Source organism: Marinobacter salicampi (assembly GCF_011074795.1).
GTDB lineage: Bacteria > Pseudomonadota > Gammaproteobacteria > Pseudomonadales > Oleiphilaceae > Marinobacter > Marinobacter salicampi.
In genome coordinates, this window is the sequence record NZ_JAAMPF010000003.1 from 1 (window position 1) to 26,322 (window position 26,322).

The following is a 26,322-nucleotide window of genomic DNA, read 5'->3' on the forward strand; positions in this document are numbered from 1 at the left end:
GGATAGAGTACCTGGCTACGAACCAGGCGGTCGGAGGTTCGAATCCTCCCAGCCGCACCATATACAAACAAAAGACCCCGCTAGAAGCGGGGTTTTTTGTTTGTACCTCGGAGTTGGAAAGGATTTGAACCGACTGAGGTTCGACCGTAGCAGGCGCAGTTTTTTACCACATCAGATCATCAGGGATCTCATAGTCTGCGTAGGGGTCATCAGCGCCCAAATCATCTTTTTTGCGGTCGTGCAAAACCACAACGGCGCTTGGGTCTCTTTCCATGATTTTTCGGGCCACTCCCTCAGCTACCAGTTCGTAGGCGTCATTGACAAAGACCACCGCGAGGCGGCCCCATGAAAGCTGGTCAAGCATTGGCTCCTCGACAAATATTTTCTTGATCTTCTTGTCATGAACAAACTGATAGGCGGTTTCACCATGTTTCCTGGGTAGCTGGTTGGCTTCAACCAATTGCCTGATCTGGGCCTGAACCGCTTTGCGTTGAGCTTCGTCGTGGCGTTGCTGGTTGAGCTTCCGGTCACGTTCCGCTTTCTCTGCCCGGGCTTGAAGGGCACGCTCCTGGGCTTCATTGACTTCGAGGGTGCCTTTTGGCTGCTGTTTGCGCTGCTTGTGCTTTTCCTTCTTGAGTGCCTTGACCTTTTTTTCGTCGGCCAGGCCGGCTTTCATGAGCTGGTCCTGAAGTGATGGCATGATGATGTAAACCTTCCTTATGTCGGATGTTATGTCGGCTATGGGTTAGTATACGCGCTGATAATCCCGCCAGGGACCAGCCTTTTTCTTTTCAGGGTACTTTTATGTCGTCATTCCAGCAGCTTGGGCTTTCCAGACCCATGCTCACAAATCTTGAACGCCTGGGCTATAAAACCCCTACGCCGGTTCAGACATCGGCTATTCCACCAGTAATGGCGGGTCGTGACGTGATTGCCATGGCCAAGACGGGCAGCGGCAAGACGGCAGCATTTGGCATTGGGTTATTGGAACACCTGAATGTGCGTCATTTCGCGGTCCAGGGACTCATTCTGTGTCCGACCCGTGAGCTTGCGGACCAGGTCGCAAAAGCACTGCGTGAACTGGCCCGAGCCCAGGCCAACGTAAAAATACTCACTCTGTGCGGGGGCGTCGCCATTGGTCCGCAAATCGGATCCCTCAGTCATGGTGCCCATGTTGTGGTCGGCACCCCCGGACGGATCCAGGATCATTTACGCAAGGGCACCCTGAGTCTAGAGCACCTGCGGACACTGGTGCTCGACGAGGCCGACCGTATGCTCGACATGGGTTTCCAGGAAGCCATGGATGACATCATCGCCCGCATACCAGGCCAGCGTCAGACCTTGCTGTTTTCCGCCACCTGGCCGGCATCGATCCGCAGCCTGAGTGAGAGTTATCAGCGGGAGCCCGTGGATGTTCGCGTTACCGATGGCGAACCGGCGCCGGACATTCAGGAAACATTCTACGAGATTCAGCCTGGCCAGCAGACCGACGCCCTGGCTGCGGTCCTGTCTGATCGCCAGCCTGCCTCCTGCCTGGCTTTCTGCACCACTCGTCAGCAATGCGATGAGCTGGCTGCTGCTCTTGGGGAGCGTGGTTTTAGCGCAGTTGCCCTGCATGGGGATCTTGACCAGAAAGACAGAGATGCGGTGCTTGTGCGTTTTGCCAATCAGAGCGTCACGGTTCTGGTGGCCACCGACGTAGCGGCTCGCGGACTTGATATAAAGGCATTGCCATTAGTAATAAACGTGGAGCCGGCCAGAGATTCGGAAATCCATACCCATCGGGTCGGGCGGACAGGGCGTGCCGGTGAGCAGGGTGAGGCCGTGACATTCTGCACGCCCTCCCAGGGTCACCGGGTTTCCCGGCTTGAGGTCGGCCGCGACGCCCCGCTGAGTTGGGGTGACGCTGTTGCTTTGATGGCTGTGCCTGATCGCCCCCGGCCACCGGCCATGCGCACGCTGTGCATTGCCGGTGGTCGCAAAGAGAAAGTGCGACCTGGCGATATCCTTGGTGCCCTTACCGGCGAAGCCGGGGTTCCGGGCGCTGCTGTGGGGAAGATCGATCTGTTCGATTTTCAGTGCTTTGTCGCAATAGAGGCCAGTTTGGCTTCGAAAGCGCTCAGGCAGCTTGAGCAGGGGCGAATAAAAGGCCGGAAGTTCCGTGTCCGTTTGGCCTGATAGGGCATTCCAGGTGCGTTCGAATACCATCGCCATCCCAGCGAAAGGCATGGCAGAGGGGCGATCAAGCCGGCTTATTCGGTTGCTCCTATAAGTAGAAACCGGTAAATTACGCAGGATTTTGCCTCCCGAATGCCCCTCTAAAACGACTGGGCATCGGGGAAAAGCAATTAACAAGTGAAGGTAGCGTCTATATGAATGAGCTAATGTCACAAGCCATCGATCTGATGGTCGCAGGCATGGGGTTTGTTTTTGTGTTCCTGGTAGTCCTCGTGTTTGCCACCCTGCTCATGTCGAAGATCATCCTGCGATATACCAAGCCTGAGCCGACAACACCGGCACGCACTTCCCGTGCAAAGCCTTCGGCACCAGCGTCAGTCGATCCTGACGTTGCTGAAGCGATCAAACAGGCGATTGCACAATTCCGGTCCCGCCATAAGAAATAACCGGAAGACGAATTAGAACCTTTAAACGGAAGGCCGACACGATGACAGATACAAAGAAACCGCTGGGGATTACAGACGTCATCCTGCGTGACGCTCACCAGTCTCTGCTAGCGACACGCATGCGTCTTGATGACATGCTGCCCATTGCCGAGAAACTCGACAAAGTCGGTTTCTGGTCGCTCGAATCCTGGGGCGGAGCCACGTTTGACGCCTGTATCCGTTACCTTGGTGAAGACCCCTGGGAACGTATCCGCGAGCTCAAGAAAGCCATGCCCAACACCCAACAGCAAATGCTGCTGCGTGGCCAGAACCTGCTGGGTTATCGTCATTACGCGGATGATGTCGTGGACCGCTTCTGTGAGCGTGCCGCCGAGAATGGTGTTGATGTATTCCGTATTTTTGATGCGATGAACGATCCACGCAACCTGGACCGGGCCATCAAGGCCGTTCGCAAGACCGGCAAGCATGCCCAGGGCACCATTGCCTATACGACGAGCCCGGTTCACACCCTTGAGATGTGGGTTGATATGGCGAAAGAGGTCGCCTCCATGGGTGCCGACTCTATTGCCATCAAGGACATGGCCGGTATTCTGAAGCCCTATGTTGCTTTCGATCTGGTCAGCCGTCTGAAAGAAGAGCTCGACATTCCGATACACATGCAGTGCCACGCCACCACGGGCATGTCCACCGCAACCGCCATCAAAGCCGCAGAAGCCGGTATCGATAACGTCGACACCGCCATTTCGTCAATGAGTATGACCTACGGCCATTCACCCACCGAAGCGGTGGTTGCGATTCTTGAAGGCACAGACCGTGACACCGGCCTGGACCTGAATCTGCTCGAAGAGATCGCCAGCTACTTCCGCCAGGTGCGCAAGAAGTACGCGAAATTCGAAGGCAGCCTGCGGGGCACTGATTCCCGCATCCTGATTGCCCAGGTACCGGGCGGCATGCTGACCAACATGGAAAATCAGTTGCGTGAACAGAACGCCAGCGACAAATTTGATCAGGTTCTGGAAGAAATTCCTAAAGTCCGGGAAGACCTTGGATTCATCCCGCTGGTAACGCCGACTTCCCAGATCGTGGGTACCCAGGCAGTACTGAACGTACTGACCGGCGAGCGCTACAAGTCTATCTCCAAGGAAACCTCCGCTATCCTCAAAGGCGAGTACGGCTCTGCACCGGCTCCGTTCAACAAGGAGTTGCAGGAGCGGGTGCTTGATGGCAAGAAGCCCGTTACCTGTCGTCCTGCTGACCTGATTGAGCCGGAAATGGACAAGCTGACCGATGAGCTCAAGAAGATTGCAGAAGAGAAGAACATCAGGCTGGCGGACGAGGTGGTGGACGACGTCCTTACCTACGCGCTGTTTCCCCAGATAGGGCTCAAGTTCCTGGAAAACCGGGACAATCCTGATGCGTTTGAACCGATACCGAGCGCTGAAGATGTGGCCAACGCCCACGTTACCGCAGCCAAAAAAGGCGGCCCCGAGACCTACACCGTCACGGTGAACGGTAAGGAGTATGTGGTTGGGGTTGCTGAAGGCGGTGAAATCAGTGCGATTCAGCCCCAGGGTGGCGGCGTCCCTGCAGAAGCGGCCAGCTCCAAGCCGGCAGCTCCCGCCGCAGGAGAAGGCGAACCTGTGTTGGCACCTCTGGGCGGCAATATCTTCAAGATTCTGGTATCTCCCGGCGACACGGTCGAAGAAGGCGACGTGCTGATCATTCTCGAGGCGATGAAAATGGAAACCGAAGTCCGAGCATCCAAGTCGGGCACCATCGGTGAAATCTTCATCAAGGTCGGCGACGCTGTCTCGGTCGATGACGAAATGCTGACAATCGCATAAGGGCCAGCATTCCATGGAAAAGTTACTGACACTCTGGACAGGCAGTGGCCTGTTCAATATAGAAATCGGCCAGGTAATAATGATCGCGGTCTGCCTGGGCCTTCTGTTCCTTGCTATCCGCAAGGGTTTCGAGCCGTTGTTGCTGGTCCCGATCGGGTTCGGCGGCATTCTGGCGAATATTCCGGAGGCAGGGCTTGCCCTGTCGGCCGCGGAGAACGCAATCCATATCGCCAAGCCGCAGGTGATGGCAGCTTTGGCCGGTGTTCTGGATGTGTCCTATGAGGCCGGGCAGGCGGTTACACCTGAGGTCAAAGATCTGTTCAAGGAAGCGTACAAGGACGCCAGCTACGCGGTGGTCAGCTCTGCCAATACCGTTGCCCAGGACTTTGGCCATGGCAATGGCATGCTCCAGAACTTCTACACGGTGATTATCGGAAGCACGATCGGGCCACTGCTGATCTTCATGGGCGTGGGCGCGATGACGGATTTCGGTCCGCTTCTGGCCAACCCCAAGACCCTGCTGCTCGGTGCTGCTGCCCAGTTTGGTATTTTCGGGACAGTGATCGGCGCTGCTCTGCTTGATATGTTCGGCATCCTGGAGTTCACCATTCTGGAGGCTGCGGCGATCGGTATTATTGGTGGTGCAGATGGACCTACATCCATCTACGTGTCCAGTGTACTGGCACCACACCTTCTGGGTGCCATCGCCGTGTCGGCTTATGCCTATATGGCACTGGTGCCGATGATCCAGCCGCCGATCATGAAAGCGCTGACCTCGAAGAAAGAGCGGGCCATCAAGATGTCCCAGCTGCGCCCGGTCAGCAAAAAGGAAAAGATCGTATTCCCGCTGGTGGTGCTGATTGCCGTTGTGCTGTTCCTGCCTGATGCGGCTCCGCTGCTGGGCATGTTCACGTTTGGCAACCTGATGCGGGAATGTGGCGTGGTGGAACGTCTGAGTGATACCGCCCAGAATGCGCTGATCAACATTGTGACCATTTTTCTGGGTCTGTCGGTGGGCTCCAAGCTCATGGCCGACAAGTTCCTGGATGCCCAGACCCTGGGCATCCTGGCGCTGGGTATCGTTGCCTTCGGCGTCGGTACTGCTGCCGGCGTGTTGATGGCCAAGCTGATGAACTACTTCACCAAGGAGCCCATCAATCCATTGATTGGTTCTGCCGGTGTGTCAGCCGTGCCAATGGCGGCTCGTGTATCCAACAAGGTAGGTCTGGAGGCCAACCCCCAGAACTTCCTGTTGATGCATGCGATGGGCCCGAACGTGGCAGGTGTCATTGGTTCGGCGGTTGCCGCCGGGGTAATGATCAAGCTGCTTGGTTGATTGCGGTTGAAGCACGAGCCCCGTCCGGTTTCCGGCCGGGGCTTTTTTATTGGAAGTTCCAGGGCTACTGGAAATCCCTCGAGCTGACATTAAGGTCCTGGATCAGGTGGCTCAGATCGGACAGCTTGCCAGCCATTACATGGACAATCTCACCCTCGCGCTCAAGTACACCTTTGACATGCAGCAAGCGGGCAGTAATCAGTGGCTGGCGTTGCCGGCGTGCGGTGTCGAGCCAGACGATGACGTTGATGTTGCCGGTTTCATCTTCCAGGGTCACAAAGGTAACGCCTGAGGCTGAGCCGGGGCGCTGACGCCCAGTAACCAGCCCGGCTACCTGAACCGGACGCCCGGGTTCGGCCTTCAGTAACTCACTGGCATTCAGGCAATGCTGTAAATGCCCCTGCTCCCTCAGCAAGGCCATCGGGTGTCGTTGCAGTGAGAGTCCCTGGCTGGCGTAATCTGCCAGCACGGCCTGGCCTTCCGTGGGCTCTGGCAGGGCAATGGAGGCGCTCTCATACGAAGGCGCAGCCTCTTTGGCAAACAGGGCAGCGGGTGGCTGGTGTCCGAGCAGCTGCCAGTAAGCCTGGTGACGATTGCCTGTGAAGCCCTGCAGGGCATTGGCGCCGGCCAGGGCCTCCAGGTCCCGCTGGTTCAGGCCCTTGATGTTTCTTAGTTCCGTAGGGTTTTGATAGCCCCGGGCAGGCCGCTGCCGTACCAACGCCTGGCCGGAGTCCCGGCCCAGCCCCCGGACCAGGCGCAAACCCAGACGCAAGGTCTGGTTGGGCTCTGTCAGGGTGTGGTCCCAGGCGCTGGTATTCACATCCGGAGGCAGGATGTTTACGCCGTGGCGCCGGGCATCCTGCACCAGCTGGGAGGGCGAATAAAAGCCCATGGGCTGGCTGTTCAGGAGGCCACAATAGAACTCCGCGGGATAATGGCATTTGAGCCAGGCTGAGACATAGACCAGCAAGGCAAAACTGGCGGCGTGGGATTCAGGGAAGCCGTAACCGCCAAAACCACAGATCTGGTGGTACAGCCGTTCTGCAAAGGCCTGGCCGTGGCCCCGTTCCAGCATGCCCTTGATGAGCTTGTCCCGGAAAGGGGACATGTCTCCATGGGATTTCCACGCCGCCATGGCCCGGCGCAATTGGTCGGCTTCACCGGCACTAAAGCCGGCGGCCACCATGGCCAGTTTGATGACCTGCTCCTGAAAAATGGGCACTCCCAGGGTGCGTTCCAGGACTCCACGTACCGCTTCGTTGGGATAATTGACGGGCTCCAGGCCGTGCTTCCTTTTCAGGTATGGGTGCACCATGTCTCCCTGGATGGGGCCGGGCCGGACAATGGCCACCTGGATCACCAGGTCGTAATAGACCTCGGGGTGAAGCCTTGGGAGCATGTTGATCTGGGCCCGGGACTCGACCTGGAAGACGCCGATGCTGTCGCCCTTCTGCAGCATGGCATAGGTGGCTTTATCATCCTGGGGGATGTCCTGCATCCGCATGGGTCTGGCCAGCCGCTGTCCGATCAGGTCGAGCGACCGGCGAATAGCGGACAGCATGCCCAGGGCAAGCACGTCCACTTTCATCAGGCCGAGACTTTCCAGGTCATCCTTGTCCCACTGGATGACCGTGCGATCCGCCATGGCAGCGTTCTCCACTGGCACCAGTTCCGCCAGGGGACCGGCGCTGATCACAAAGCCGCCCACGTGCTGTGACAGATGACGAGGGAAGCCGAGCAGGGTATTGACCAGGGTAAAAAACTGGTCCGCGACCCGGGCATTGCGGGTAAGCTTCTTGTCCAGGATTTGCTGGCGCCAGCCGGTTTCCCGATCCCGCCAGTCAATGCCGTTGAGCAATTGCTCCACCAGGGCCGGATCGAACCCCAGGGCCTTGCCGACGTCCCGAATGGCACTGCGAGGCCGATAGCGAATAACCGTGGCGGCAAGTGCGGCCCGCTCCCGGGTATAGCGCCGGTAAATGTACTGCATGACTTCTTCCCGACGGTCGTGCTCGAAATCCACGTCAATGTCCGGCGGCTCGTTCCGATCCTTGGAAATAAACCGCTCGAACAGCAGTTCCACCTTGCGCGGATCCACTTCGGTGATGCCGAGGCAATAGCATACGGCCGAATTGGCGGCGGAGCCGCGGCCCTGGCAGAGAATGCCCCGGCTACGGGCAAAGCGGACAATGTCCTCCAGGGTGAGAAAATAATGTTCGTACTTCATTTCGGCAATGAGCCCGAGCTCCTTGCGGATCAGGGCCTGGATGGGAAATGGTGTGCCCTCGGGAAAACGGACCCGTTCGCCTTCCCGGGTCAGGTTGCGCAGATGTTCTCCGGCAGACAGCCCCGTCGGCACCAGGTCTGAGGGGTACTCGTATTTCAGGCTGCCGGGTTCAAAGGTGCACTGTTCGGCAATGAGCCGGGTTTCAGCCAGCCAGCTTTCGGGATAAAGCCGTTTCAGGACCTTCAGGGGCCGAAGGTAGCGCTCACCGTTCTGGAACAGGTGCAGGCCGGCACTCTCCAGGGTGCAGCGGTGGCGAATAGCGGTAACAACGTCCTGCAGGGGCTGGCGATCACGGCGGTGCATGTGAACGTTGCCAGTGGCAGCAATGGCACAGCTCAGGTGATCGGCCAGGGCGCGTAACTGCTGGAGGTGTTCTTCCTCACGATTTTCCAGAACCCGGGACCCTGCCAGCCAGACGCGCTGGCCAAACTGTTGCCGGAACCAGAGGCCCCAGGTCCGGGTTGCCTCACTGTCGGCCTGGTACAACGGAGGGGGCAGCCACAGGCACAGGCAGTGATCCAGGTGCTCCTCCCGGATGTCGTCCTTGTATAGCCGGTACTCGCCCTTTGGCGCCCGCCGGCGTGCGGTGGTAATAAGCTTGCAAAGCTGGCCGTAGCCCAGCCGGTCCCGGGCCAGCAGGATCAGTGCTATGGGCTGATCACCCAGTATTTCATCGTGGAGCTGGAAGTAGCTGCCGGTAATCAGCTTTACGGTACTTTCCTTCAGAGCTGCCCAGGCACGGGGGATGCCGGCTACAGAGCAGGTATCCGTAAGGGCGAGCGCGCTATAGCCCAACTCATGGGCCCGGCTCGCCAGCTCTTCGGGGTGAGAGGCTCCGGTCAGAAAAGAAAAATTGCTGAAACAGTGAAGCTCTGCGTAGGACATAGAAGGCCTCAGCCGAACAGGCCGTGGACAAACCAGCCACCGCTGACATCCCGGAAAACCCAGGCTAGCTGCCCGGAGGTCAACTGGGCGACGTAGTAATCCCGCTGCACCCGCTCACCATCCCACCAGCCGCCGCTGATACGCTCGGGGCCCGACAGCCAGGCTTCGGGCAGGTGGATGACCGGTTCCGGTGAGTTGAACAACCAGAGCGGCCGGGACCGGGCAGAAGGGCAAGTGGTGCCAGAGGCGGTGCCGGGCCTGACAGGGCGACCATGGGACCAGGCGCGCTCGGGCCGATGGTCCTCGTGGCTGGCCAGCACCTTCAGGGCCTGATCCCCCAGGCGGGCCTGGAGACGACTGATCAGGACCTGCCAGGCTTCCTGGGTGTCAGGGCCATCCCCCAACAAGTCATCACCCATGGGCTGGCCCCGGGGTATCAGGCGGCTGACCCGCAAGGCCATGCCTTCCACTGGCGCTACCAGGGCCTGTTGTTCAAGCCTCAGGCGCGCAAGGGCCAGAAAGTTGGCAGCCCGGTGCTCGGGGCCCGCAGTTCGCAGTCTGATCCGGGTTTCCGGCTGATCCCGATGGCGCAGGGTGAGCAAAAGACTGTCTGTGTCCTGCTGTCGCCATTGCAGATCTTCCTCCAGCTCCCCAAGAACCCGCTGAAGCGGGAACAGCAGGCCAGAGGTTTGCTCCACGTCCCGAGTGAAGTCCAGGCGCTGGCAAAACCGGTGCGGTGGGGACCAGGCTGGCTGAGGGTCTGGCCGGGTGCCCTGGATCTTCTGAAGCAGCTGCAGGGTTTCGGGTTCCAGCCGCCGCGCGATCTCCTCGGCAGGCAGTTGCATCAGGTCCCCCAGACTCAACAGACCGACCCTGGCCAGACGTTCAGCGATCCGCTCGGGCAGCCCTGCCTGGGCTATGGAAAGGCCGTGCAGAAGCCCGTTCAGGGTTTCGGGGCTGTCTGTGCATTGGCCCCGATCGGCCCGAGCCAGCTGTCGGGCGGCCCGTGGGGTCTGGCCGGTAGCGAGCCAGGCAGTGAGCTGACGCTGCTCCAGAGCCTGGGTCAGCTTCCGCCACAAACCATCAACACCCCCGTGAAGCCGGCTCATACTGCTGGCTTCAGCCAGCACACCGTCGGGTGGGCGCAGGCAGATATGGGCGGCATAGCGGTAAAGCCAGCGTGCCTGCTGCTCCAGAACCTGCTGTTCCCGCTCCGGAGCCGCGGCCATGATGGCCAGGTCCGGCGCCAGGCTGATGGCCGTCTTCAGGCGCATGCCCGGGCGAATGCCCAGGGCGCGGGCTTCAGGGCAGGCCTGGAAAACGGATTGCTTCCGGGCATCACTAATCACCAGGGCGCCCGGGTCATCACGGGTGCTTCTGACATGGTCCATGAGTAGGTTGGGAAAGTGTATGTAGAGCCAGAGCATGTCAGCGATTACGCTCCGGCCAGGGCCCGCGCACCACGCTGGTGGCTGTGTCGGGCCTGACCGGGGCCCGGTCGGGCAGGGCAAGGGTGCAGTGTTCAGCAGCCCAGCCACCCCGGCGCTTGAGAATCCGAATATCCAGGGCATGGTTCTGGCCGGGCTCAAGCTGCAGGCGCAGGGCTGCCGGTGAGCTGTTATCAGCAGCCCCGGTAGGACGAAACAGAATACACAGACTGTCGCCGGCTTCGGCCGCCAGTTGCAGCCGGCGCATTTCCCGGGATTTCAAACGGGTAGGCCAGGCCATCACCAGCCCTGTCACTGGCGAGCGCAGACAGTTTTCCAGCGACCACAGAGCGTCGGCCTGGTCCTGGGTGTGGACAACTACTATCTGGGCCAGGTTCAGGCCCTCCCTTTCCAGAGCGGGGGCATAGGGGGTGTAGGGCGGGTTGATCCAGAATACTGTTTTACCGGCCTCAAGCTGTCTCCGCATCAGTGGCAGTACCAGTTGCAGCTCACCAATGCCGGGGGCTGGCAGCAGGCATTCAGTGAGAGCCCCCCTTGGCCAGCCCACCCCTGCAAGTTGCAGATCCAGGGCTGAAAATCCGGTCGGCTCTGCAGGCAGGGTTGTCTGGGCCTGCTGGCTGCCCTGCCAGACACGGGCGTCGCTAATAAGGGTATCAAGGAGTTCTTTCATTGGGTCGCGCATCCATACTACTGTTTAAATATACAGTATATTGGGTGCGCCGGAATTTCAATAAATCCCTTTCGACGATGGCTTGAATTGCCGGCCGGGCGGGTTCACGCTGGGCACTCGGAGCCCAGTCAGAACAAGGAGCGAGACATGAAAGAACTCAAGGATCAGGCCCTGGAGCCTTGCCGGAAAGACACCCCCAGGTTGTCCGTGGAAGAGCAGAACCGCCTGTTATCCGATCTGCCCCAGTGGGAAATTGTTGAAGCCGACGGGCAAAGGCAGCTGAAGCGGGTTTTCAAGCTGAAGAACTTTGCCGAAGCCCTGGCCCTGACCACCCGCATAGGAGCGCTGGCTGAAGCTGAAAACCATCATCCCGCGATTCTGGTGGAGTACGGCAGGGTAACCGTCCGCTGGTGGACCCATCTCATCGGGGGCCTGCACAAAAATGATTTTATCATGGCGGCAAGAACCGACGCCTTACACCCATCCTGACAATCGGCTATTATTCGCGGTCATAATTCACCCTGAACAGAGATGGCATCAGCTTCATGGAGCATACATATCGTCTGGTAATTTCCTGTCCCGATCGGGTCGGTATCGTTGCAAAAGTCAGTAACTTCCTTACCACTTACAATGGCTGGATAACCGAGGCAAGCCATCATGCCGACAGCCAGGCCGGCTGGTTCTACATGCGTCACGAGGTCAAGGCCAGTTCCATTCCGTTCGGGCTGGACCAGTTCCGGGCCGCTTTTGAGCCCATAGCCCGGGAGTTCGATATGCGCTGGCATGTGGCTGATTCAGCCCAGCCCAAGCGTGTGGTGCTTATGTGCAGCAAAGAGTCCCATTGCCTGGCCGATCTGTTGCACCGCTGGCATACCAAGGAGCTGAACGCAGAGGTGGTTGCCGTGGTGTCCAATCATGACGATCTTCGCCGCATGGTGGACTGGCATGATATTCCTTACCACTACGTGCCGGTTAACCGGGAAAACAAGCAGGAGGCCTTTGACGAAGTGGCGCGCCTGTTCGAGGAATACCGGGCCGATGTCATCGTGCTGGCCCGCTACATGCAGATCCTTCCCCCCGAGGTCTGTGCCCGTTACCCGGGCCAGATCATCAATATCCACCACAGCTTCCTGCCGTCTTTCGCCGGCGCCCGGCCATACCACCAGGCCTACAGCCGCGGGGTGAAGCTGATCGGTGCCACCTGCCACTATGTGACGGAAGATCTGGACGAAGGGCCGATCATTGAGCAGGACGTGATCCGGGTGAACCACAGCGACACCATTGAAGACATGGTGCGTCTTGGCAAGGATGTAGAGAAAAATGTCCTGGCGCGGGGCCTGCGTGCCCATGTGGAGGACCGGGTCATTACCCATGAAAATAAAACCGTGGTATTTGGTTGATTTACAGACAGAGTTCGCCCACCCAAACCCGTACTTTGCAGCTTCAAATGTGTTAGCATTACCGGCTTGTTAATGGCCGGCCAGAGAGGCTGCTCGGCTCCATAAAAACGATGACTTCCAGCAAACGCAAAGGAACCTTTCTCGATGGGTGAATTAGCCAAAGAGATCCTGCCGGTTAATATAGAAGACGAGCTCAAGCAGTCCTATCTCGATTACGCCATGAGCGTTATTGTCGGGCGCGCACTTCCGGATGTACGTGACGGCCTCAAGCCGGTTCACCGCCGTGTGCTTTTTGCCATGTCCGAGCTGAACAATGACTGGAACAAGGCCTATAAAAAGTCCGCCCGGGTGGTGGGTGACGTTATCGGTAAATATCACCCCCACGGTGACTCTGCCGTTTACGACACCATCGTCCGCATGGCGCAGCCTTTCTCCCTGCGGTATCCACTGGTAGATGGCCAGGGCAACTTCGGTTCCATCGACGGCGACAATGCCGCTGCCATGCGTTACACCGAAATCCGCATGAAGAAGATTGCCCATTCTTTGCTGGCCGATCTGGACAAAGAAACCGTGGACTTCGTGCCCAACTACGACGGCACGGAACAGATTCCGGAAGTCATGCCGACCCGCATTCCCAATCTGCTGGTCAATGGCTCCTCCGGTATTGCTGTGGGCATGGCCACCAATATTCCGCCCCACAACCTGACTGAAATCGTCAGTGGCTGTCTTGCCCTGATCGATAACCCGGACATGACAGTGGATGAGCTCATGGAGTTCATTCCAGGGCCTGATTTCCCCACGGAAGGCATCATCAACGGCCGCGCTGGCATTGTCGAAGCCTACCGCACTGGTCGTGGCCGCATTTATATTCGCGCCCGCCACGAGATCGAACACGACAACAAGACCGGCAAAGACGCCATCATCATTACCGAGCTGCCCTATCAGCTCAACAAGGCAAGGCTGATCGAAAAGATCGCCGAGCTGGTGAAGGAAAAACGTCTTGAGGGCATTACCGAGCTTCGCGACGAGTCCAACAAGGAAGGTATCCGCGTAGTGATTGAGTTGCGCCGTGGTGAAAACCCCGACGTCATCATCAACAACATGTTCGCCCACACCCAGCTTCAGACAGTGTTCGGCATCAATATGGTGGCGCTGATCAACGGTGAGCCCCGGATACTGAATCTCAAGGAAATGCTGGATGCGTTCGTGCGTCACCGCCGTGAAGTGGTTACCCGGCGCACTATCTATGAGCTGCGCAAAGCCCGGGAGCGGGGCCATATCCTGGAAGGCCTGTCGGTTGCGCTGGCAAATATCGATGAAATCATTGCCCTGATCAAGGCCTCGCCTTCCTCTGCAGAAGCCAAGGAAAAACTGATGGAGCAGGGCTGGGAGCCCGGCGGCGTCATGGCCATGCTGGAGAAGGCCGGTGCTGATGTATGCCGTCCTGATGACCTTCCTGAGCACTTGGGTCTGCGCAATGGTATGTACCACCTGTCGCCGGAGCAGGCCCAGGCCATCCTTGACCTTCGCCTGCACCGTCTCACCGGCCTGGAAACAGAAAAGCTCCAGGGTGAGTATCGTGAAATCGTGGAAAAGATTGCCGATCTCCTGGATATCCTCGGGGATCCTGAGCGGTTGCTGCAGGTAATACGCGATGAGTTGCAAGCGGTAGTGGAAGAGTATGGGGACGAGCGCCGCACCGAAATCACCAGTTCCAAGCGCGACCTGACCATTGCCGACCTGATTGATGAGGAAGACCTGGTGGTCACGATTTCCCATGGTGGCTATGCCAAAACCCAAGCCATCGAGGATTATCAGGCCCAGCGCCGTGGCGGCCGGGGCAAGGCCTCTACCGCCATGAAAGAAGAAGATTTCATTGAGAAGCTGTTGGTTGCCAACTCCCACGACACCATCCTGTGCTTCACCAGCCGTGGCAAGGTCTACTGGTTGCGTGTGTTCGAGATCCCAAGGGCAAGCCGGGCCTCCCGCGGACGGCCAATGGTGAATATCCTGCCGCTGGAAGACGGTGAGCGGGTGACTACCTTCCTGCCAGTCCGTGATTATCCGGAAGATCATTACGTGCTGATGGCCACCTCCGCCGGTATCGTAAAGAAAACCCCGCTGCCGAACTTCTCACGGCCCCGCTCCAACGGTTTGATCGCGCTATCGCTGGATGAAGGCGACACCCTGATTGGGGCCGCGATCACTGCGGGAGATGCCGAAGTCATGCTGTTTTCTACAGCAGGCAAGGCTGTGCGCTTCCAGGAAGACCAGATCCGCCCGCTGAGCCGGACCGCCCGTGGTGTTCGCGGAATCCGTATGCCGGAAGGGCACCGGGTGGTGTCGCTGATCATTCCCCAGGAAGACGGTGTCATTCTGACCGCCAGTGAAAACGGCTACGGCAAGCGCACCCAGTTGCAGGAATTCCCGGCTTACAGTCGCGGCAGCCAGGGTGTTATTGCTATGCAGTGCTCAGAGCGGAACGGCAATCTGGTTACCGCCCTGCAGATGTTCGATGGCGATGAAATGATGCTGATTTCGGACAAGGGCACGCTGGTGCGTACCCGCACTGATGAAGTCTCGGTGCTCAGTCGTAATACCCAGGGTGTACGTCTGATCAAGCTGAGCCAGGAAGACGAGCGCCTGGTCGGGGTTGAGCGTATAGCGGATACTGGTGAAGAGGCACTGGAGGCTGAGGCTGCTGGCGATGCTGCGCCAGGGGACAGGCCCGTGGCAACTGATCCGGCCAGCACTGGCGGACATGATACAGACCGCAGTGCAGATGCCGGTGAAGATGCCGGTGATGAATGATGCCGGTGGTCAATAAAGCCGGGTCTCCCCGGCTTTATTGACCAACCTCCCAAGAGAACAGACGAGACCAGGTGGCGATGAGCAGGACGTATAATTTTTGTGCAGGGCCGGCAACTCTGCCGGAGAGCGTGCTGAAGCAGGCTCGGGACGAGATGCTGGACTGGCGTGGAAGCGGTATGTCCGTGATGGAAATGAGTCATCGCAGTGATGAGTTTCTGGCCATTGCCGAAACTGCCGAGCAGGATCTGCGTGACCTCGCGGGTGTGTCTGATGATTACGCCGTGCTCTTCATGCAAGGTGGCGCCAGCAGTCAGTTCGCTACAGTGCCACTGAATCTGCTGGGAGACAAAACCTCAGCGGATTACATCAATACCGGCATCTGGTCCACCAAGGCCATTGCAGAAGCCCGTCGCTACGGCCATGTAAACGTGGTGGCCAGCAGTGAAGCCAGCGGTTTCCGGGATATTCCTGATCAGGCTCAGTGGCAGACTGACCCCAACGCCGCCTACCTCCACTACACCCCGAACGAAACCATCGGCGGCCTGGAGTACGATTTCATTCCGGACAGCGGGAAGGTGCCTCTGGTAGCAGATATGTCGTCGAACATTCTGTCCCGGCCAGTCGACGTGTCCAGCTTCGGGGTCATCTATGCTGGCGCCCAGAAGAATATCGGTCCTTCCGGTCTGGTGGTCGTCATTGTCCGTAGGGACCTGCTGGGCAAGGCCAGGAAAGAGATTCCGACCATGATGGATTATAAGGTCACGGCGGATAATGGCTCCATGTACAACACTCCCTCCACTTACTCCTGGTACTTGGCCGGACTTACATTCCAGTGGCTGAAAGCCCAGGGTGGAGTAGCTGCGATAGGTGAACTCAACGCCCGGAAGGCCCGCAAACTCTACGGGTTTATTGACGCCAGTGAGTTCTACTCGAATCCAATCGTTCCCCGCTTCCGGTCGTGGATGAACGTGCCGTTCGTCCTTGCCGACGATTCCCTTAATAGTGCCTTTTTGCAAGGGGCAGAAGAGCGCAGGCTGCTGAACCTCAAAGGCCACCGTTCCGTTGGGGGCATGCGTGCCAGCATCTATAACGCCATGCCTGAAGCCGGAGTCGATGCACTGATAGACTATATGAAAGCCTTCGAGAAGGAGCGGGCCTGATATGAGTGATGAGCAGACCCGTCTGGCGGAATTGCGGGACGAGATCGACCAGCTTGATCAGCAGATCATGGGCCTGATCAGTGCCCGTGCCCGGTGCGCCCAGGAGGTTGCCAGGGTAAAGATGGCGGCGCACCCCGATGAGGATGTCTTTTTCTACCGGCCGGAACGGGAAGCCCAGGTTCTGACCCGTATCAAGAGTCAGAATCCGGGGCCACTTTCCGGTGAGGAAATGGCCCGGCTGTTCCGGGAAATCATGTCGGCATGCCTGGCACTGGAAAAGCCCATGCACATCGCCTTCCTGGGGCCCGCCGGCACCTTTACACAGTCGGCTGCCCTGAAGCATTTTGGTCATTCAGTCATCAGCGTGCCTCTGCCGGCTATTGACGCGGTATTCCGGGAGGTTGAATCCGGCTCGGCCCACTACGGCGTAGTGCCGGTGGAGAATTCCACCGAAGGCATGATCAACCACACCCTGGACATGTTCATGTCGTCGCCCCTCAAGATATGCGGCGAAGTGCAGTTGAGGATCCATCACCACCTGCTGGCAGCACCGGGTGCTGACGAGCAGGCCATTACCCGTATCTATTCTCACCAGCAGTCCTTTGCCCAATGCCGCCAATGGCTGGACGCCCACCGCTACGGTGTTGAACGGGTAGCGGTCAGCAGCAATGCTGAAGCCGCCCGCCGGGCAGCTGCCGAGCCCGGTACTGCGGCCATTGCCGGTGACATGGCTGCTGAGCTTTACGGCCTTGGCAAGCTGGCAAACAAGATTGAGGATCGCCCGGACAACACGACCCGCTTTCTGATCATCGGTCGCGAAGCGGTAAGTCCGAGCGGGCACGACAAGTCGTCCATCCTGGTGTCCATGCGCAACAAGCCAGGGGCTCTCTACCGGCTGCTCGAGCCTTTCCACCGTAACAATCTCAGCCTGACGCGGATTGAAACCCGGCCATCCCCCAGTGGTACCTGGGCCTACGTGTTCTACATTGATTTCGAGGGCCACATGGAAGACGAGCAGGTCAGCCGGGTACTGTCTGATATCGATGAAGAAGCGGTTGAGTTGAAGCGTCTGGGGTCTTATCCAATCGGAGTTCTTTAACGGGGGTTCTTTATGTCGGTTGATTACCAAGCGCTCGCAGTTGAGGGCGTCCAGGGCCTGATGCCCTATCAGGCCGGCAAGCCGATCGACGAGCTGGCCCGTGAGCTGGGTCTGGACCCGGATACCATCGTCAAACTGGCCAGTAACGAAAACCCTCTCGGCCCCAGCCCCCGGGCGCTGGAGGCTGCCCGGGACGCCCTGTCGACGCTGTGCCGCTACCCGGACGGAAACGGCTTTAACCTGAAAGCCCGGCTGGCGGACCGCCTGCATGTAGGGCCAGCGCAGATAACCCTGGGGAACGGTTCCAATGATCTGCTGGAAATAATTACCCGCAGCTTTGCTGACCGTGACAGTGAGGTTGTGTATTCCCAGCATGCCTTCGCCATTTACGCCCTGGTGACCCGGGCCATTGGTGCCCGGGGCGTTGAGGTACCAGCCAGGGACTGGGGGCATGATCTTGACGCCATGGCTGCAGCAGTGACTGACCGTACCAGGCTGGTATTCGTTGCCAACCCGAACAATCCTACCGGCACTGTGCATGGGGCAGAAGCCATCGAGCAGTTTCTGGCCCGTGTGCCAGCACATGTTCTGGTGGTCTTGGATGAAGCCTACTGCGAGTATCTTGAAGGGGATGCGTATCCGGACGGTGTGGAGCTGCTGAGCCGGTTTCCCAACCTCATCATCACCCGCACCTTTTCCAAAGCCTGGGGGCTGGCAGCCCTGCGGGTTGGCTACAGTGTTTCGTCCGCTGCCATTGCAGACATTCTCAACCGGGTTCGCCAGCCATTCAACGTGGATTCCATAGCATTGGCAGCAGCCACAGCGGTACTGGACGATGAAGAGTACCTGATCCGTTCCCGGGAGGTTAATTCTGCGGGCCTGGCCCAGTTGTCGCAGGGCTTCGACGCCCTGGGGCTGAGTTACATTCCATCTGCCGGTAACTTCGTTGCAGTGGACGTGGGTGAGGAAGCAGGAGCGGTTTTCCAGCGTTTACTGGCCGCCGGGGTGATTGTGCGGCCAGTGGCAGGCTACGGTATGCCGAGGCATCTGAGGGTCTCGGTAGGATTGTCAGCGGAAAACCAGCGCTTGCTCGATGCGCTGCCTGACGCCATCAATCCGGTGGTAGACGAGGTACTTCATGGCTGAGAAAACCGCAGGTTTCGAGCGCGTTGCGATCATCGGTCTGGGGCTGATTGGGGGTTCCCTGGCCAGCGCCATCCGACAGGGCCGGTTGGCACGGACTGTCGTGGGGTATGATCAGAAACAGGCAGACCTGGCACTGGGTCTGGAGATGGGCGTGATTGACGAAGCCGCTGAATCCATTGCTGCGGCGGTCAGGGGTGCGGAACTGGTGGTGATTGCAGTGCCGGTACGGGCGACCGCAAAGGTATTGCGGGAAGTCCGTTCCGGTCTTGAGCCCTACGCCTTGCTTACGGATGTCGGCAGTACCAAGGCCAGCTTCGTGGACGCGGTCAAGGATGTCTTCGGGGAGACTCCCGTATCGGTTATCCCGGGTCATCCCATTGCCGGTTCAGAAAAAAGCGGCGTAACCGCTGCCAATCCAGAGCTGTTTTCCGGCCACAAGGTGATATTGACGCCCCCCGAAACTGTCGATCCGGTACATCTGGGTAAGCTGAGATCCCTCTGGCAGGGCTGTGGTGCCACGGTCTTGACCATGTCCGTGGCTCATCATGACGAAGTGTTAGCGGCAACCAGCCACCTGCCGCATCTTATTGCCTTTTCCCTTGTAGACACCCTGGCCGGAGAGGATGAGAATCTTGAGATATTCCGTTACGCCGCCGGCGGTTTCCGTGACTTTACCCGGATTGCTGCCAGCGACCCGGTGATGTGGCACGATATTTTTCTGTCAAACCAACAGGCCGTGTTACGGGTGATCGACCATTTTACCGAGGATCTCGGCCAGCTCCGGGCCGCCATTGCAGACCAGGACGGTGCCACCTTGTTGCGGGTATTCAGCCGCGCCAAAGCAGCCCGTGATCATTTTTCCAAGATGCTTTCAGGACAGGCCTACGTGACAACTACAAGCCAGAAACAGATTACCTTCCGACTACAGTCAGGTGACAGAGTGTCCGGTGACATTCGCGTACCCGGCGACAAGTCCATTTCCCACCGCTCAATAATGCTGGGAGCCCTGGCTGATGGTGTAACTGAGGTGGCCGGTTTCCTGGAAGGAGAAGACAGCCTGGCAACCCTGCAGGCGTTTCGGGATATGGGCGTAACCATTGAAGGCCCTGACAATGGTCATGTACGTATTCATGGCGTGGGCATCGACGGGCTCCAGGCGCCTCGCGGCCCACTCTACCTGGGTAACTCCGGGACCGCCATGCGCCTGTTCTGCGGGCTGCTCGCCGCCCAGAAGTTCGACTCCCGGCTGACCGGGGATGCCAGTCTGTCCAAGCGGCCCATGGGGCGGGTGGCTGATCCCCTGCGAACCATGGGGGCCACCATCGAAACCGCCAATGGTGGGCGTCCGCCCCTGGTCATCGAAGGAGGCTGCACACTCAAGGGCATCCACTACGATATGCCCGTGGCCAGTGCCCAGGTGAAGTCGTGTCTTCTTCTGGCGGGACTCTATGCCGAGGGCACAACGTTTGTGACTGAGCCGGCGCCAACCCGGGATCACACTGAACGCATGCTTGCGGGATTCGGCTATGACGTCCGGAGGGAGGGGGCCACTGCCAGCGTCACCGGAGGAGGGCGGCTTACCGCAACTGCCATTGATGTGCCTGCGGATATTTCTTCGGCTGCGTTTTTTCTGGTGGCAGCGAGCATCGCCCCCGACTCGGACCTGACCCTTCGCCATGTGGGCATGAATCCCACCAGGGTCGGGGTCATCAATATTCTACGACTGATGGGGGCCAATATTGAGGTACTGGATGAGCGCGAGGTCGGGGGCGAGCCGGTTGCTGATCTGCGCGTGCGCTCAGCCAACCTCAAAGGCATCAGGATCCCGATGGATGACGTGCCTCTGGCCATTGATGAGTTTCCGGTGCTTTTCATTGCAGCCACCTGTGCCGAAGGGACAACGGTTCTCCAGGGCGCGGAGGAATTGCGGGTGAAGGAAAGTGACCGCATCCAGGTAATGGCGGACGGTCTGGCTCAACTGGGTGTAAAGACCGAAGTCACGGAAGATGGCATTATTATAGTTGGGCGCCAGGCAATCTCGGGCGGAAAAGTCGACAGCCAAGGAGATCATCGCATTGCGATGGCCTTTGCTGTGGCTTCACTGGTGGCTACTGGAGAAATTGAGGTGACAGATTGTGCCAATGTTGCCACCTCCTTCCCGGGATTTGTCGAGCTTGCCCAGAGCGTGGGCATTCAGATTGCGACTGAAGAGGAGGAGCAATGACCGACCTCTCGGCCCCGGTCATAGCCGTTGATGGCCCCGGCGGTTCTGGCAAGGGCACCATTACCCAGATGCTGGCCCGTCACCTGGGTTGGCATCTGCTGGATAGTGGGGCACTTTACCGTTTGACCGCCCTGGCTGCGGCTCGCCAGGGTGTGAAACTGGACGATGAGGAGGCCCTGGCGAGGGTGGCTCGGGGATTGGATGCGTCTTTCGAGCCTACTGCGCCGGGCGAGCCGGTACGAGTGTTGCTGGGAGGAGAAGATGTTACCAGGGACATCCGCACAGAATCCTGCGGTGATCAGGCGTCCCGGGTAGCGGTCATTCAGTCCGTGCGAGACGCGTTACTCCAGCGCCAGCGGGATTTCCAGAAGGCGCCGGGCCTGGTGGCAGATGGCCGGGATATGGGTACCGTGGTTTTCCCCGATGCCCAGACCAAGGTTTTTCTCACTGCCAGCGCCGCGGAGCGCGCGGAACGGCGTTATCGTCAGTTGAAGGATGCGGGTGTGGGTGTTAATATTGACGCCCTTTTAAATGAGATACGGGCGCGCGACGAACGGGACATGAATCGTTCAGCCGCTCCGCTTAAGCCTGCAGAAGATGCGCAAGTCATTGACTCGACGGGTTTAAGTATTGAAGAGGTGCTGGAAAGAGTCCTGGCTGCAGCTGGTCGGGTCTGACGGCACTTTTTTGTTGTTGGAAACCGGATGCAGTGTTAACAGCCAGCCCTGGCTGTACCCGGTCACTATTAACAGACCGTGCCGCTGGCAGCACGGAGTAAACTTGCGTTGATCACATAGGACATATAATGAGCGAGAGCTTTGCGGATCTATTTGAAGAAAGCCTAAAAGAAATTGACATGCAACCAGGTTCCATCGTCCAGGGAACCGTGGTTGATATCGACAGCGACTGGGTAACGGTTAACGCCGGCCTGAAGTCCGAGGGTGTTATTCCTGCCTCACAGTTCCTGAACGAAAAGGGTGAGATGGAAGTCCAGATCGGCGATGTTGTCGATGTGGCTCTCGATGCTGTTGAAGATGGCTTCGGTGAAACCCGCCTGTCACGTGAGAAAGCCAAGCGTGCAGAAGCCTGGAAGGTACTTGAGAAGTCCTTCGAGGCTGAAGAAGTCGTCAAAGGTGTGATCAACGGAAAGGTCAAAGGTGGCTTTACGGTCGATCTGGCCGGCATTCGTGCCTTCCTGCCCGGTTCTCTGGTAGATGTTCGCCCGGTTCGCGACACCGCACACCTTGAGAACAAGGAACTTGAATTCAAGGTTATCAAGCTTGACCAGAAACGGAACAACGTCGTTGTATCCCGTCGTGCCGTGCTGGAAGCTGAAAACAGCGCTGAGCGTGACGCGCTGCTTGAAACTCTGACCGAAGGCATGGAAATCAAGGGTATCGTCAAGAACCTGACAGACTACGGCGCCTTCGTCGATCTGGGGGGTGTTGACGGTCTTCTGCACATCACGGATATGGCCTGGAAGCGTATCAAGCATCCGAGCGAAATTGTGAATGTGGGCGACGAGATTACCGTAAAGGTTTTGAAATTCGACCGTGAACGCAACCGCGTATCCCTTGGCCTGAAGCAACTGGGCGAAGATCCATGGGTCGACATCAAGGCCCGCTATCCGGAAGGCAGCCGCGTTACCGCGCGTGTGACCAACCTGACAGATTACGGCTGTTTTGCCGAGCTGGAAGAAGGTGTGGAAGGTCTGGTCCACGTGTCCGAAATGGACTGGACCAACAAGAACATCCACCCCTCCAAGGTTGTTCAGGTAGGTGACGAAGTCGAAGTCATGATTCTTGATATCGATGAAGAGCGCCGCCGTATTTCCCTGGGTATCAAGCAGTGCGTATCCAACCCATGGGAAGATTTCTCCGGTCGCTTCAACAAGGGCGACAAGATTTCCGGCAAGATCAAGTCGATCACCGACTTCGGTATCTTCATTGGTCTGGATGGTGGCATTGACGGTCTGGTTCATCTGTCTGATATCAGCTGGAACGAGACCGGTGAAGAGGCCGTCCGGGAATACAAGAAGGGTGACGAAGTAGAAACAGTCATTCTGTCTGTCGATCCTGAGCGCGAGCGCATTTCCCTGGGCATCAAGCAGCTGGAAAGCGATCCCTTTGCTGAGTTCGTTCAGCTGAACGACAAGGGCTCCATTGTTAAGGGCACCGTTTCTGCCATCGACGCGAAGTCGGCAACGATTGCTCTGAACGACGAAGTCGAAGCTGTGCTGAAAGCCTCTGAAATCAGTCGTGATCGTGTTGAAGACGCCCGTAACGTGCTGAACGAAGGTGACGAAGTCGAAGCGAAAATCATCAGCATTGATCGCAAGAACCGTGTGATCAACCTGTCCGTCAAGTCGAAAGACGTGGAAGACGACAAGCAGGCGCTGCAGGGTGTTCGTGAAAAGGCTTCTGAAAGCTCTGGTGCGACCACCATTGGTGATCTCATCAAAGAGCAGATGCAGCAGCAAAACGCCAACAAGGAATAAGTAGTTCCTTCCGGTGTAAAAAAACGGGCTGTAACAGCCCGTTTTTTTTGTGTTTTTTTAGGGTTTAGCTAAACTAGGTTCATGGCGTTGCACTGCAGCTCTGCAATAAGAACGAAAAAGGAATGAACCGCATGACGAAGTCCGAACTGGTCGAACTGATTGCGTCCAAACAGACGCAGCTGTCCGTGAAAGATGTCGAGCTGGCCGTAAAGACCATCATCGAGCATATGTCCCAGTCATTGGCTGAAGGGCAACGGATTGAAATACGGGGTTTTGGCAGCTTTTCATTGCATCACCGAGCTGCCCGCACCGGGCGTAATCCCAAGACAGGGGAGGCCGTGCAGTTGCCGGCAAAGCATGTGCCCCATTTCAAGCCCGGAAAGGAGCTCAGGGAACAGGTCAACGAAAGTATGAAGAAAGGCTATTAACTGTCCGGTTGGCCTTACGGGAAGTGTTACAAAGGGAGCGTATTGATCTATGGCCGGTATACAGAAGATTCTGATTATCCTCTTGGTTCTGGTCCTGATTTTGTTGGCCCTGGTTTTTTCTCTAAACAACCAGGACCCGGTTGCTCTCAATTTTCTGCTGTTCGAGACTGCTCCCCAGGGGGTCGCAATCTGGATCATTCTGGCGTTCATTGTCGGGGCTTTAACCGGCGTGCTACTCACTTTACTCACCACCCTCAAGACATCGGTCACCAAGCGAAATCTGAAGAAGCGCTTGCACCGGGCAGAGCAGGCGTTGGAGCAGTGCAGGAATCCTACTGACCGGACGATTTGATGGATATTGTTTTTCAGTGGCTGCTGGTTACAGCGGCGGTGGCGGCTGGCTGGTTTATGGGCCGGTCTGGTCGCTCCCCTCGTAAAACCGGCGTGATTGAAGACGAGACTTCGGTTCGTGATCGCCTTCAGTTCCTGTTCACCAACTATTCTGATCAAGCGGTAGAGAATTTTGTCCAGTCTCTTGCCGTTACCCGGGATACCGTTAGTCTGCATCTCTCCATTGGCGCCCATTTCCGTCTCAAAGGCGAAACTGACCGCGCCATACTGATTCACCAGAACCTGCTCGCCCGGCCTGAATTGCCTGCCCGGTTCTCGCCCCAGGTGACCTATGAGCTGGCACTGGACTATCTCGCTGCCGGCTTGCTGGACAGGGCCGAGGCACTGTTCCACCAGTTAATGGGAGATCGCGAATACGGCCGCAAGGCGTCTGTACAGTTGATCGAGCTCTACCAGCAGGAGCGTGAGTGGAGCAAGGCCAGCCAGGTTGCCCGTACACTTACCAGCAATACTGTGGACCCGGGGTTGAGTACACAGCTTGCGTACCTGACCTGTGAGCTTGCGGATGAGGCACTTAAAACCGACGATCGCTGGACAGCGCAGAAGCTGGCCAGGGAGGCCCTGGAGTACGAACGGAACTGTGTCCGGGCTACCTTTATCCTGGTCAGCCTGCAGCGTCGGCAGGGCAGCTATAAAGACGCCGTTACAACGCTGCTGAAGGTTTTTGACCAGAATCCCGAATTCGGTCCAGAAGCAGTGGATCGTCTCATGCGTCTTGAAAAAGAGCATGGTGACATTACCCGCCTGGTGAAGAAGCTACGCAAGCTTTACCAGATCTGGCCCAGCACCAGTTTATTGCTGGCATTGGTGGAAGCGACCGAGAGGTCTTCCGGGCGCATGGCTGCAATCGAGCTGTTACGTGCTGAGCTTGAAATACGCCCCAGCGTCCGGGGCTTGCTGCGCCTGGTCGAAATGGCGGGGTACGAAAAAGGCATGACCACGGATGAGGGCAGGCTTGTGAGTCGTATCGGCCATCTGTTGTTAGCCAATCGTCCGGTTTATCGATGTGTCAGTTGCGGATTCTCGGGACAGCAGTTGCACTGGCTTTGCCCCAGTTGTAAGCGCTGGGAAACCGTTCGCCCTATTCAGGGCGTCGAAGCGGAGTAGTCGAGGCAGTGTCATGAGGGACTTGGTGATCAGCCAGGCGTCGGCCATCGGGATAGTCTATCCCCCTGTTAGCAGGACATTACATTTTGCAGACTGTGAATAATCCACAAATCATCGTTGCTCTGGACTTCCCTTCTGAGCAGTCCGCACTCGCACTGGCCGATACGCTGGATCCCGCCCTGTGCCGCCTGAAGGTAGGCAAGGAGTTATTCACCCGTTCGGGTCCGGCATTTATCGACCAGCTTCACCAGCGGGGCTTTGAGGTGTTCCTGGATCTCAAGTTTCACGATATTCCGCACACCACATCAGCTGCTGTGGCGGCAGCGGCGGACCTGGGCGTATGGATGGTGAATGTCCATGCTTCAGGGGGTGAGAAAATGATGAACGCTTGCCGTGAGAGACTGGAGAGGTACGGTGATCAACGTCCGCTTCTTATTGCGGTAACAGTTCTCACAAGCATGTCTTCGGAAGAGCTTGGCGCGATCGGAGTGCCGGGTACGGCCGCCGAGCAGGTAACCAGGCTCGCTGCCCTGACTGCCCGTTGTGGGCTTGATGGTGTGGTCTGCTCTGCCCAGGAAGCGACACAGCTGAAGCAGGCCCATGGGTCCGATTTCAAGCTGGTGACACCGGGCATACGACCTTCCGATGCGGCACGGGGGGATCAGCATCGGGTAATGCGGCCCTCCGATGCGGTCGCAGCCGGCAGCGACTACCTGGTCATTGGCAGGCCAATCACGCAGGTGGAAGATCCTCTGGCTGCGCTTCAGGGTATTTGCCAAGAGATCCGGACAGACTGAGATCCGGACAGACAGGACCGAATGAAAGTGCAGTCTTGAGCGAAAAAAAAGCCGCTGGTCCTTTGGAGCAGCGGCTTTTTTAAATAGTGGCTCCCCGAGCTGGGCTCGAACCAGCGACAAACGGATTAACAGTCCGTTGCTCTACCAA

Annotated in this window: 21 protein-coding genes; 17 read left to right on the forward strand and 4 right to left on the reverse strand. The window is 58.0% G+C overall.

Going from position 1 to position 26,322, the window contains the following annotated elements:
* Window positions 1-163 precede the first annotated feature (163 nt).
* On the reverse strand, window positions 164-700 hold the full coding sequence (locus G7W63_RS01435; protein WP_166252063.1) for a DUF2058 domain-containing protein: 537 nt from the start codon (window positions 698-700) through the stop codon (window positions 164-166).
* A gap of 104 nt (window positions 701-804) precedes the next feature.
* Here G7W63_RS01435 and dbpA point away from each other — a divergent pair, with 104 nt between their 5' ends.
* The 4 genes from dbpA (at window position 805) to G7W63_RS01455 (ending at window position 5,804) form a co-directional block, all read left to right on the forward strand.
* Window positions 805-2,178 carry an ATP-dependent RNA helicase DbpA gene (gene dbpA, locus G7W63_RS01440; protein WP_166252066.1) on the forward strand — a complete coding sequence of 458 codons (1,374 nt, stop codon included), beginning with the start codon at window positions 805-807 and terminating at the stop codon, window positions 2,176-2,178.
* 194 nt (window positions 2,179-2,372) lie between these two features.
* Window positions 2,373-2,624, forward strand: a complete 252-nt coding sequence (locus tag G7W63_RS01445; RefSeq protein WP_166252069.1) for an OadG family protein — start codon at window positions 2,373-2,375, stop codon at window positions 2,622-2,624.
* 41 nt (window positions 2,625-2,665) lie between these two features.
* Window positions 2,666-4,468, forward strand: coding sequence for a sodium-extruding oxaloacetate decarboxylase subunit alpha (oadA, locus tag G7W63_RS01450; protein ID WP_166252072.1), 1,803 nt, complete (start codon window positions 2,666-2,668; stop codon window positions 4,466-4,468).
* A gap of 13 nt (window positions 4,469-4,481) precedes the next feature.
* Window positions 4,482-5,804 (forward strand): sodium ion-translocating decarboxylase subunit beta, encoded by a 1,323-nt coding sequence (locus G7W63_RS01455; RefSeq protein ID WP_166252075.1) that lies wholly within the window; start codon window positions 4,482-4,484, stop codon window positions 5,802-5,804.
* 64 nt (window positions 5,805-5,868) lie between these two features.
* Here G7W63_RS01455 and G7W63_RS01460 read toward each other — a convergent pair whose 3' ends face one another.
* From G7W63_RS01460 to imuA, 3 genes are read right to left on the reverse strand one after another with little or no spacing between them, the layout of a single operon-like run.
* Window positions 5,869-8,976, reverse strand: coding sequence for an error-prone DNA polymerase (locus G7W63_RS01460; RefSeq protein ID WP_166252078.1), 3,108 nt, complete (start codon window positions 8,974-8,976; stop codon window positions 5,869-5,871).
* Window positions 8,977-8,984: 8 nt separating this feature from the next.
* Complete coding sequence (locus G7W63_RS01465) at window positions 8,985-10,403, reverse strand: Y-family DNA polymerase (RefSeq protein ID WP_166252081.1); 1,419 nt, start codon at window positions 10,401-10,403, stop codon at window positions 8,985-8,987.
* A gap of 1 nt (window position 10,404) precedes the next feature.
* On the reverse strand, window positions 10,405-11,094 hold the full coding sequence (gene imuA / locus G7W63_RS01470) for a translesion DNA synthesis-associated protein ImuA (RefSeq protein WP_166252084.1): 690 nt from the start codon (window positions 11,092-11,094) through the stop codon (window positions 10,405-10,407).
* 147 nt (window positions 11,095-11,241) lie between these two features.
* On the opposite strand from imuA, the gene G7W63_RS01475 reads away from it, so the two are divergent.
* The 13 genes from G7W63_RS01475 (at window position 11,242) to pyrF (ending at window position 26,174) form a co-directional block, all read left to right on the forward strand.
* A complete protein-coding gene (locus G7W63_RS01475; RefSeq protein ID WP_166252087.1) occupies window positions 11,242-11,583 on the forward strand; it encodes a 4a-hydroxytetrahydrobiopterin dehydratase in 342 nt (113 codons plus the stop codon).
* 56 nt (window positions 11,584-11,639) lie between these two features.
* The gene (gene purU, locus G7W63_RS01480) at window positions 11,640-12,494 is read left to right on the forward strand and encodes a formyltetrahydrofolate deformylase (protein ID WP_166252089.1); all 855 of its coding nucleotides are present in this window, start codon (window positions 11,640-11,642) and stop codon (window positions 12,492-12,494) included.
* 144 nt (window positions 12,495-12,638) lie between these two features.
* Window positions 12,639-15,305: a DNA gyrase subunit A gene (gene gyrA / locus G7W63_RS01485; protein WP_166252092.1), complete on the forward strand. Its 2,667-nt coding sequence runs from the start codon at window positions 12,639-12,641 to the stop codon at window positions 15,303-15,305.
* Window positions 15,306-15,382: 77 nt separating this feature from the next.
* Window positions 15,383-16,465 (forward strand): 3-phosphoserine/phosphohydroxythreonine transaminase, encoded by a 1,083-nt coding sequence (gene serC / locus G7W63_RS01490; RefSeq protein WP_166252095.1) that lies wholly within the window; start codon window positions 15,383-15,385, stop codon window positions 16,463-16,465.
* Window position 16,466: 1 nt separating this feature from the next.
* Window positions 16,467-17,564 (forward strand): prephenate dehydratase, encoded by a 1,098-nt coding sequence (gene pheA, locus G7W63_RS01495; protein WP_166252098.1) that lies wholly within the window; start codon window positions 16,467-16,469, stop codon window positions 17,562-17,564.
* Between the two features lie 12 nt (window positions 17,565-17,576).
* A complete protein-coding gene (gene hisC, locus G7W63_RS01500; RefSeq protein WP_166252101.1) occupies window positions 17,577-18,710 on the forward strand; it encodes a histidinol-phosphate transaminase in 1,134 nt (377 codons plus the stop codon).
* Window positions 18,703-20,934 carry a bifunctional prephenate dehydrogenase/3-phosphoshikimate 1-carboxyvinyltransferase gene (locus G7W63_RS01505; RefSeq protein ID WP_166252104.1) on the forward strand — a complete coding sequence of 744 codons (2,232 nt, stop codon included), beginning with the start codon at window positions 18,703-18,705 and terminating at the stop codon, window positions 20,932-20,934. Before hisC ends, G7W63_RS01505 begins: the two co-directional genes overlap by 8 nt.
* Window positions 20,931-21,611, forward strand: coding sequence for a (d)CMP kinase (cmk, locus tag G7W63_RS01510; RefSeq protein ID WP_166252106.1), 681 nt, complete (start codon window positions 20,931-20,933; stop codon window positions 21,609-21,611). Before G7W63_RS01505 ends, cmk begins: the two co-directional genes overlap by 4 nt.
* Before the next feature lie 128 nt (window positions 21,612-21,739).
* Window positions 21,740-23,431 carry a 30S ribosomal protein S1 gene (rpsA, locus tag G7W63_RS01515; protein WP_166252109.1) on the forward strand — a complete coding sequence of 564 codons (1,692 nt, stop codon included), beginning with the start codon at window positions 21,740-21,742 and terminating at the stop codon, window positions 23,429-23,431.
* A 131-nt stretch (window positions 23,432-23,562) separates the two neighbouring features.
* The gene (locus G7W63_RS01520; protein ID WP_166252112.1) at window positions 23,563-23,859 is read left to right on the forward strand and encodes an integration host factor subunit beta; all 297 of its coding nucleotides are present in this window, start codon (window positions 23,563-23,565) and stop codon (window positions 23,857-23,859) included.
* Window positions 23,860-23,908: 49 nt separating this feature from the next.
* Window positions 23,909-24,211, forward strand: a complete 303-nt coding sequence (locus G7W63_RS01525; RefSeq protein WP_166252115.1) for a lipopolysaccharide assembly protein LapA domain-containing protein — start codon at window positions 23,909-23,911, stop codon at window positions 24,209-24,211.
* Window positions 24,211-25,377 carry a lipopolysaccharide assembly protein LapB gene (lapB, locus tag G7W63_RS01530; RefSeq protein ID WP_166252118.1) on the forward strand — a complete coding sequence of 389 codons (1,167 nt, stop codon included), beginning with the start codon at window positions 24,211-24,213 and terminating at the stop codon, window positions 25,375-25,377. Before G7W63_RS01525 ends, lapB begins: the two co-directional genes overlap by 1 nt.
* An 86-nt stretch (window positions 25,378-25,463) precedes the next feature.
* Window positions 25,464-26,174 carry an orotidine-5'-phosphate decarboxylase gene (pyrF, locus tag G7W63_RS01535; RefSeq protein WP_207308855.1) on the forward strand — a complete coding sequence of 237 codons (711 nt, stop codon included), beginning with the start codon at window positions 25,464-25,466 and terminating at the stop codon, window positions 26,172-26,174.
* The last annotated feature ends 148 nt before the right edge of the window (window positions 26,175-26,322 follow it).

Excerpts from the sequence above, each read along its gene's own strand:
- G7W63_RS01435 (WP_166252063.1), bottom strand. The coding sequence starts at position 700 with ATGCCATCACTTCAGGACCAGCTCATGAAAGCCGGCCTGGCCGACGAA.
- dbpA (WP_166252066.1), top strand. The coding sequence starts at position 805 with ATGTCGTCATTCCAGCAGCTTGGGCTTTCCAGACCCATGCTCACAAAT.
- G7W63_RS01445 (WP_166252069.1), top strand. The coding sequence starts at position 2,373 with ATGAATGAGCTAATGTCACAAGCCATCGATCTGATGGTCGCAGGCATG.
- oadA (WP_166252072.1), top strand. The coding sequence starts at position 2,666 with ATGACAGATACAAAGAAACCGCTGGGGATTACAGACGTCATCCTGCGT.
- G7W63_RS01455 (WP_166252075.1), top strand. The coding sequence starts at position 4,482 with ATGGAAAAGTTACTGACACTCTGGACAGGCAGTGGCCTGTTCAATATA.
- G7W63_RS01460 (WP_166252078.1), bottom strand. The coding sequence starts at position 8,976 with ATGTCCTACGCAGAGCTTCACTGTTTCAGCAATTTTTCTTTTCTGACC.
- G7W63_RS01465 (WP_166252081.1), bottom strand. The coding sequence starts at position 10,403 with ATGCTCTGGCTCTACATACACTTTCCCAACCTACTCATGGACCATGTC.
- imuA (WP_166252084.1), bottom strand. The coding sequence starts at position 11,094 with ATGAAAGAACTCCTTGATACCCTTATTAGCGACGCCCGTGTCTGGCAG.
- G7W63_RS01475 (WP_166252087.1), top strand. The coding sequence starts at position 11,242 with ATGAAAGAACTCAAGGATCAGGCCCTGGAGCCTTGCCGGAAAGACACC.
- purU (WP_166252089.1), top strand. The coding sequence starts at position 11,640 with ATGGAGCATACATATCGTCTGGTAATTTCCTGTCCCGATCGGGTCGGT.
- gyrA (WP_166252092.1), top strand. The coding sequence starts at position 12,639 with ATGGGTGAATTAGCCAAAGAGATCCTGCCGGTTAATATAGAAGACGAG.
- serC (WP_166252095.1), top strand. The coding sequence starts at position 15,383 with ATGAGCAGGACGTATAATTTTTGTGCAGGGCCGGCAACTCTGCCGGAG.
- pheA (WP_166252098.1), top strand. The coding sequence starts at position 16,467 with ATGAGTGATGAGCAGACCCGTCTGGCGGAATTGCGGGACGAGATCGAC.
- hisC (WP_166252101.1), top strand. The coding sequence starts at position 17,577 with ATGTCGGTTGATTACCAAGCGCTCGCAGTTGAGGGCGTCCAGGGCCTG.
- G7W63_RS01505 (WP_166252104.1), top strand. The coding sequence starts at position 18,703 with ATGGCTGAGAAAACCGCAGGTTTCGAGCGCGTTGCGATCATCGGTCTG.
- cmk (WP_166252106.1), top strand. The coding sequence starts at position 20,931 with ATGACCGACCTCTCGGCCCCGGTCATAGCCGTTGATGGCCCCGGCGGT.
- rpsA (WP_166252109.1), top strand. The coding sequence starts at position 21,740 with ATGAGCGAGAGCTTTGCGGATCTATTTGAAGAAAGCCTAAAAGAAATT.
- G7W63_RS01520 (WP_166252112.1), top strand. The coding sequence starts at position 23,563 with ATGACGAAGTCCGAACTGGTCGAACTGATTGCGTCCAAACAGACGCAG.
- G7W63_RS01525 (WP_166252115.1), top strand. The coding sequence starts at position 23,909 with ATGGCCGGTATACAGAAGATTCTGATTATCCTCTTGGTTCTGGTCCTG.
- lapB (WP_166252118.1), top strand. The coding sequence starts at position 24,211 with ATGGATATTGTTTTTCAGTGGCTGCTGGTTACAGCGGCGGTGGCGGCT.